Annotated in this window: 6 protein-coding genes and 1 pseudogene; 3 read left to right on the top strand and 4 right to left on the bottom strand. The window is 68.6% G+C overall.

What is annotated here, in order from left to right; genetic code table 11:
- Window positions 1-570 (top strand): annotated as a pseudogene (locus PHC73_RS10335) (glycosyl transferase family 36); the annotation flags it as partial.
- Window positions 571-755: 185 nt separating this feature from the next.
- Here the strand turns inward: PHC73_RS10335 and PHC73_RS10340 are convergent.
- Complete coding sequence (locus PHC73_RS10340; protein ID WP_300127631.1) at window positions 756-1139, bottom strand: cupin domain-containing protein; 384 nt, start codon at window positions 1137-1139, stop codon at window positions 756-758.
- A gap of 112 nt (window positions 1140-1251) precedes the next feature.
- Here PHC73_RS10340 and PHC73_RS10345 point away from each other — a divergent pair, with 112 nt between their 5' ends.
- On the top strand, window positions 1252-2244 hold the full coding sequence (locus tag PHC73_RS10345; protein WP_300127634.1) for a dihydrodipicolinate synthase family protein: 993 nt from the start codon (window positions 1252-1254) through the stop codon (window positions 2242-2244).
- Between the two features lie 54 nt (window positions 2245-2298).
- Window positions 2299-3945 (top strand): AMP-binding protein, encoded by a 1647-nt coding sequence (locus PHC73_RS10350; RefSeq protein WP_300127637.1) that lies wholly within the window; start codon window positions 2299-2301, stop codon window positions 3943-3945.
- Window positions 3946-3991: 46 nt separating this feature from the next.
- On the opposite strand, the gene PHC73_RS10355 is transcribed toward PHC73_RS10350, so the two are convergent.
- The 3 genes from PHC73_RS10355 to PHC73_RS10365 form a co-directional block, all read right to left on the bottom strand.
- Complete coding sequence (locus PHC73_RS10355) at window positions 3992-4870, bottom strand: DMT family transporter (protein WP_300127639.1); 879 nt, start codon at window positions 4868-4870, stop codon at window positions 3992-3994.
- A 123-nt stretch (window positions 4871-4993) separates the two neighbouring features.
- Window positions 4994-5533, bottom strand: coding sequence for an NUDIX hydrolase (locus tag PHC73_RS10360; RefSeq protein ID WP_300127642.1), 540 nt, complete (start codon window positions 5531-5533; stop codon window positions 4994-4996).
- A 4-nt stretch (window positions 5534-5537) separates the two neighbouring features.
- The coding region (locus PHC73_RS10365) for an SRPBCC family protein (protein WP_300127645.1) at window positions 5538-6253 on the bottom strand (716 nt) is incomplete at its 5' end.

A 6253-nucleotide genomic window follows, 5' to 3' on the forward strand; every position in this document is an offset into this window, starting at 1 on the left:
GCCGCCTGGCCGGCGCTGTCCGGTGCCGTGCCGGCTGGCGACGCGCTGGCGGCGCTGCGCGCCGAGCTGCCGCAGCTCGAAACCGAGCTGCTGGTGCGCGTGCAGTGGCCGCCGTTCGACGAGCACGCCAACCCCTGGCCGGGGCGCATCGCGCTGTACCCGCCCGGCGTGCGCGAGAACGGCGGCCAGTACTCCCACGGCGCCTCTTGGCTGGTGGACGCGCTGGTGCTGCTGGCCCGCGAATGCGACGACCCGGCAATGGCGCGCGAGCTCGGCGCCACCGCCTGGCGGCTGTGGCAGAAGGTCTCGCCGCTCGGCCGCCACGCGCCCGAGCAGGCGGCGCGCTTTGGCCTTGCCCCGCACCAGCAGCCGGCCGATATTTACAGCGGCCTCGGTCACGAGGGCCGCGGCGGCTGGAGCTGGTACACCGGCGCCGCCGCGCGCATGCTGTGGGCGGCTTACGGCCTGCTGGGGCTCGAGCTGCAAAACGGTGAGCTGCGCACCGTCCCGCCGGCGGCCGGCGAGCTGCGCCCGCGGCGTCTTCTGTGGCGGGGGCGCGAGGTTCGTTGACGCGCCAAGCGGCAGGGGGAAGGCCCTCTGCCGGCCTTGCGGCCACCCTCCGCCGCTCGCGGGAGAGGGGAAAGCAACCCCCGCCGCGCCCGTTCCATTCCCCTCTCCCGCTTGCGGGAGAGGGGCAGGGGAGAGGGTCCCACCGCTTGCGGGAGAGGGGCAGGGGACAGGGCGCCGCGGCCGCGTCAGTCACCCAGAAACGACAGCCTGGGCGGCTGGTCGCTCTCCGGGCCGAATTCCTCACGCCGCGGCACGAACACGCTGACCAGTACCACCTCGTCGGTCAGGAACTCGCCGAGGTGTTCCTTGAAGGCCGGGATGAGGATGGTGTCGCCGGCGCGCAGGATGATGTCCTCGCCGTCGATGCGCAGCCGGCACTCGCCGGACAGCATGATGGTGACTTCCTCTTCGTGGCAGTTGAGCCGGGTCGGGATGTCGGCGGCCCGGCGCATCTTGTACAGCGCCACCGAGCAGCCCTGCCCGTGCAGGTGCTTGAACTCGAACCGGCCGGGGATCACCGCCTGCAGGCGGTCGTCGTCGTGGCGCAGCACGCGTGCGCGGTCGCTCATGGCCTTCTCCTGTCTGAAAAGTCTTTTTGTAATGCCGGTGAACGCCTGTTTACCACAGCCGGCTGGTGGTATCGTGCGCCGTTCGAGTGGCCCCCAAACGAGGAGCAATGCCATGGCCCCCTATACCCGCAGCGAAGCCAAAGCCTGGGCGCGCGCCCACATGATCAAGTCCACCAACGCCGTGCCGACGCCGTTCAAGGCCGACTTCAGCCTGGACCTGCCGATGCTGGCCGCGCACGTCGACCGCTGGGCGAACGAGGGCCTGTACGGTCTCATGACCGGCGGCAACACCGCCGAGGCCTGGAACATGACGCCCGCCGAGTGGTGGCAGTACAGCGAGACCGTGGCCAAGGCCAACCAGGGCCGCATGATGCTGACCTCGGTGATCCTCGATCCGTCGCCGTTCACGGTGCTGGAAAAGGCCCATCGCCTGGCCGAGCTCGGCTTTCACCTCATCGAGGTGATCAACCCGGTCATCCAGCTGCGCTCGGATGCCGACCTGTACGGCTTCTACAAGTATTTGTCCGACCACAGCCCGCTCGGCATCGTGCTGTACAACACGCCGACCGCCGGCGTGGTGCTGAATCACGGCCTGCTGAACCGCCTGGCCGACCTCGAAATGGTGGTCGGCATCAAGAACGGCCTGCTGAACCCGGCCGACACCATCGCGCTGCGCAAGCTGACCGGCGATCGCATGGTGGTCACCGAGCCGATGGAATCGTTCTATCTGTGGGATGCCATCGTGCACGGCGGGCAGTGCCTGTTCGGCACCTGCGAGTACGTCATGTTCGGCAAGCAGCGCGATACGCTGGTCCGATGCATGGAGCTCGCCAACGCCGGCAGGTTCGACGAGGCGCTGCCGCTGTACCGCCAGCTCGACCCGATCCGTGACCTCATGAACGACATCTTCGTCTGGAACATCGTGCGCAAGAACCAGTACTCGCTGGCGCCGATCAAGTACTGGTTCGAGCTGCTCGGCCAGCCGATGGGCCCGTGCCGCCCGCCGCTCGAGCCCTACGCCGACGAGGCGATGAAAAAGACCATCCGCGAGGGTCTGCTCAAGCACGGCGTGATCGACAGCGTGCCGGCCGCCGCTGCGGCCTGAGCCTTGCCGGTGCGGCGCGCGCGGCGCCGCACCGCTCTATCTGCGCGAGCTTCCATGCCCGGCGTCTGTGATCCCATCCTGAGCCCCGAGCGCGTGGCCGCCATGACGGCTGCCGGCCTGTGGCGCGACGAGCTGCTCACCGACCTGCTGGATGCGCTGGCCGATCGCCACCCCGATCGGCTCGCCGTGGTCGACCACAACAGCATGAGCGGCGTCGCCACGCGCCTGTCGTACCTGCAGTTGCAGCACCGCGTGGACCGCATGGCGCTGGGCCTGGTCGGCCTTGGCGTGCAGCCGGGCGACGTGGTGGCGTTTCAGCTGCCGAACTGGTGGCAGTTCATCGCGCTGCACCTGGCCTGCCTTCGCGTGGGGGCCGTCAGCAACCCGCTGATGCCGATCTTTCGCGAGCGCGAACTTCGCTTCATGCTCGACTTCGCCCGCGCCCGCCTCGTGGTGGTGCCGCGCAGCTTCCGCGGCCACGACTACCCTGCCATGCTGGCCGGCCTGCGCGGCCGGCTGCCGGCGCTCGAACACGTACTGGTGGTGGGCGGCGAGGGCGAAGACGGCTTCGAGCGCACGCTGCTCGAGACGCGCTGGGAGGACGATTTCGACCGCGAGACCGAATTCGCCCGCCGCCGGCCGGACCCGAACGACGTCATCCAGCTGCTCTACACCTCCGGCACCACAGGTCAACCCAAGGGCGTGATGCACACTTCCAACACGCTGCTGGCCGGCGTGCGGGCGTATGCGGACGGCATCGGCCTTTCCGGCGCGGACGTGTGCTTCATGGCCTCGCCGCTGGCGCACCAGACGGGCTTCATGTACGGCCTGATGCTGCCTGTCGTGCTCGGCACGCGCGTCGTGCTGCAGGACGTGTGGGACGCCGCGCGCGCCTGGGACACCATCCAGACCGAACGCGTCACCTTCTCCATGGGCGCCACGCCGTTTCTCGCCGACCTCACGAATGCTCCCAATGCGCCCGCACCGGCCGACTGCCGTCTGAAGCAGTTCGTCTGCGCCGGGGCGCCGATCCCGCGCGTGCTGGTGCAGAACGCCACCGAAAAGTTCGGCCTCGGCGTGATCGCCGCCTGGGGCATGAGCGAGTGCGGCGTGGTCACCATGACGCGCCCCGATGATGCGCCGGAAAAGGTGTTCGGCAGCGACGGCCGCGCCTTGCACGGCATGGCCGTGCGCGTGGTGGATGCGGCGGGCCAGCCGGTGCCGCCCGGCGCCGAGGGCACGCTCGAGACCCGCGGCAGTTGCCTGTTCGTGGGCTATTTGAAACGCCCGGACGCCTACGACGTCGACGCCGAGGGCTGGTTCGACACCGGCGATCTCGCGCGCATGGACGAAGGCGGCTACATCCGCATCACCGGCCGCGCCAAGGACATCATCATCCGCGGCGGCGAGAACATCCCGGTGGCGGAGGTCGAGGACCTGCTCTACCGCCACCCGGCGGTGCAGGATGCCGCCATCGTCGCCATGCCGGACGCGCGCCTGGGCGAGCGCGCCTGCGCGTTCGTCACGCTGAAACCGGGCGCCGCCTTCGACTTCGACACGCTGACCGCCTGGCTCGCCCAATCCGGCACCTCGCGCACCTACTGGCCGGAGCGGCTCGAAATCGTGCCCGAACTGCCGCGCACGGCCAGCGGCAAGATTCAGAAATTCGAGCTGCGCGAGCGGGCGCGGCACTTCGATTGACGTTGCCATGGCGCTGCGTGGGCGGGTCGGGGTCGCCCACGTGTCGTCAGCCATTGGCGAGGATGGCGAGCGAAATCGACAGCGTCATCAGGCCCGCGCCGCAGGCGCGCAGCAGGTACTGCCGGCGCGAGAGTCGTTCCATGCCCTCGAGGCCCGCCCGGGTGATCAGCCACACCATACCGACCGCGAACAGCCCGCGTGCGCTCTGCACGATGTTGACCATGGTGGCCACCTTGGCCAGCGCGAACGACAGCATCAGAAACACCCCGCCCAGCAGCTGTACCGAGCCGTATACCAGCAGCCCGCCGGCAAAGCGGCGGTTGATGCGCAAGCGACCCTTCAGCGTCACCGCCGCAACCGGCACCAGCAGCAGGGCGGACACCACGAACAGGTAAATCATCACCTCCAGCGTGCCGAAGCCGGCCCGGAACAGGCGTACCAGAAAAATGTCCGTCAGCGCATAGCAGAAGGTGGTGAACAGCATCAGCGCCAGCGCCCTGGGGTTGCCGTGCAGCTTGCCGTCGCCGAGCAGGAACATGCCCGCCATGGCGCCGATGCCGCCGGCGTACACCAGCGGGCCGTAGGTCTCGGCCAGGAACAGCGCCGACAGCCCGGCGATGAAGAAAATCTTCAGTCCGATCAGCGGCACCACGAACGAGGCATCGCCGATGCGGATGGCCCGCAGCAGCGCCACGTAGCCGAGCGCAAAGCAGCCGCCGGCGCCGAGCACGTCCAGCCAGGCGCCGGACGGATCGCGAAAGTGCACGAACGGCATCAGCGCGCCGCACAGCAGCCCGGTGCTGAACAGGCTGTAGAACGCCACCTGTTGCGGGCGGTCCGCCAGCACGTACAGCCGCTTGGAATACACGGAACTGAAGGCGTGGATGAGGGCGGCGAGCAGGGCTACCGGAATGTAGGTGTGCATGGGATTCCTCGTCAGTGCGCCGTGTCCACCCGCGGCGGTCGCGGGGCGACGGTCTTGGCGGATCGCGCGATTGGCCCGCCCGATCCGCACGCCATCCCCGGGCTTGCCAAAAAAGGCGGCCAGCTAGCCCGGCGGCGGGCCCAGCACCGCCGTGTGCAGTCCGAACTGCCCGCGCCGCCGGTCCTCGAAGTAATGCCGCAGCGTCTCGCGCACGCTGCGGAATGAAAGCTCCGGCCAGGGAATGTCGCCCTCGGCGAACAGCGCGACCTCCAGGCTTTCCTCGCCCGCCGCCCAGCGCGGTTCGCGCAGGCGGGCCAGGTACAGCATGTGCACCTGGCCGATGTGCGGCACGTCGATGAGGCTGAACAGCGGGCCGATGTCGACGTCTATGCAGGCTTCCTCGGCGGCTTCCCGTGCGGCGCCCTCGGCGGTGCCTTCGCCGAGTTCGAGAAAGCCGGCCGGCAGCGTCCAGCGGCCGTAGGCGGGCTCGATGGCGCGCCGGCACAGCAGGATGCGGTCTTCCCACTGCGGGATGCAGCCGACGACGAGGCGCGGGTTCTGGTAATGCACGGCATCGCAGGCGCTGCACACGTGGCGCGGGCGGTTGTCGCCGGCCGGCACGCGCAGCTCGACCGGCGCTCCGCACTGGCTGCAGTGGCGCATACGCTCAAAAGCCCATCAGGTTCCGGTAGCCCTGCCAGAAGCCGCGGATGGAGTTCTCGTCGGTGCCAGAAATATCGTACAGATTATCGGTTCCGTAGCCGCCCATCTCGACAAAGGACTGCTCGTTGCTGCCGTCCGAAATGGCGCGCTGGATGATCTCGCCGGCTTCGGCGTCCTCCATGGCGATCAGGCCGGCCGGGCCCAGCATGTTGGCCTGGCGCAGGCGGTGGGCGCGCATCTCCTCGCTGTCGTCGGCGTAGCCGAAGTAGGTCCAGTACAGCTCGAACTGGTCGACGGCGGTGGGGCGAATCTGCCTAACGGCCATGCCGTTTTGGATGTGCTGGAACACGCTGTTGGGGAACAGGGACTCGATGGTGATGCAGATGTCGTCGCCGCGCTCGTCGATGTAGCGCAGGAACTGCGGGGCCTCGAGCGCGTCCTGCCCGCCCTGGATGGCGCGTGTGGTGTTGGCCTTGTAGGTGTCCATGCTCTCCTTGCCGGACGGCTGCCACACCGTGAACAGGTTGTGATAGCGCGCCTCGTTCATCTCGATGGACACCTTTTGCGCCGGGCGGGCGATGCCGAAGGTGGGGTAGAACAGATGCAGCAGCATGGCGTGGTAGGAGTCGCGCGTGTTCTCGGCGTACAGCTTCCAGTTGGCGTGCACGTACTGGCGGCTGTAGCCGATGACCTCGATCGGCTTGGTCATGACCCGATCGA

The sequence above is a fragment of the Immundisolibacter sp. genome, from assembly GCF_028696615.1.
Classification (GTDB): Bacteria; Pseudomonadota; Gammaproteobacteria; order Immundisolibacterales; family Immundisolibacteraceae; genus Immundisolibacter.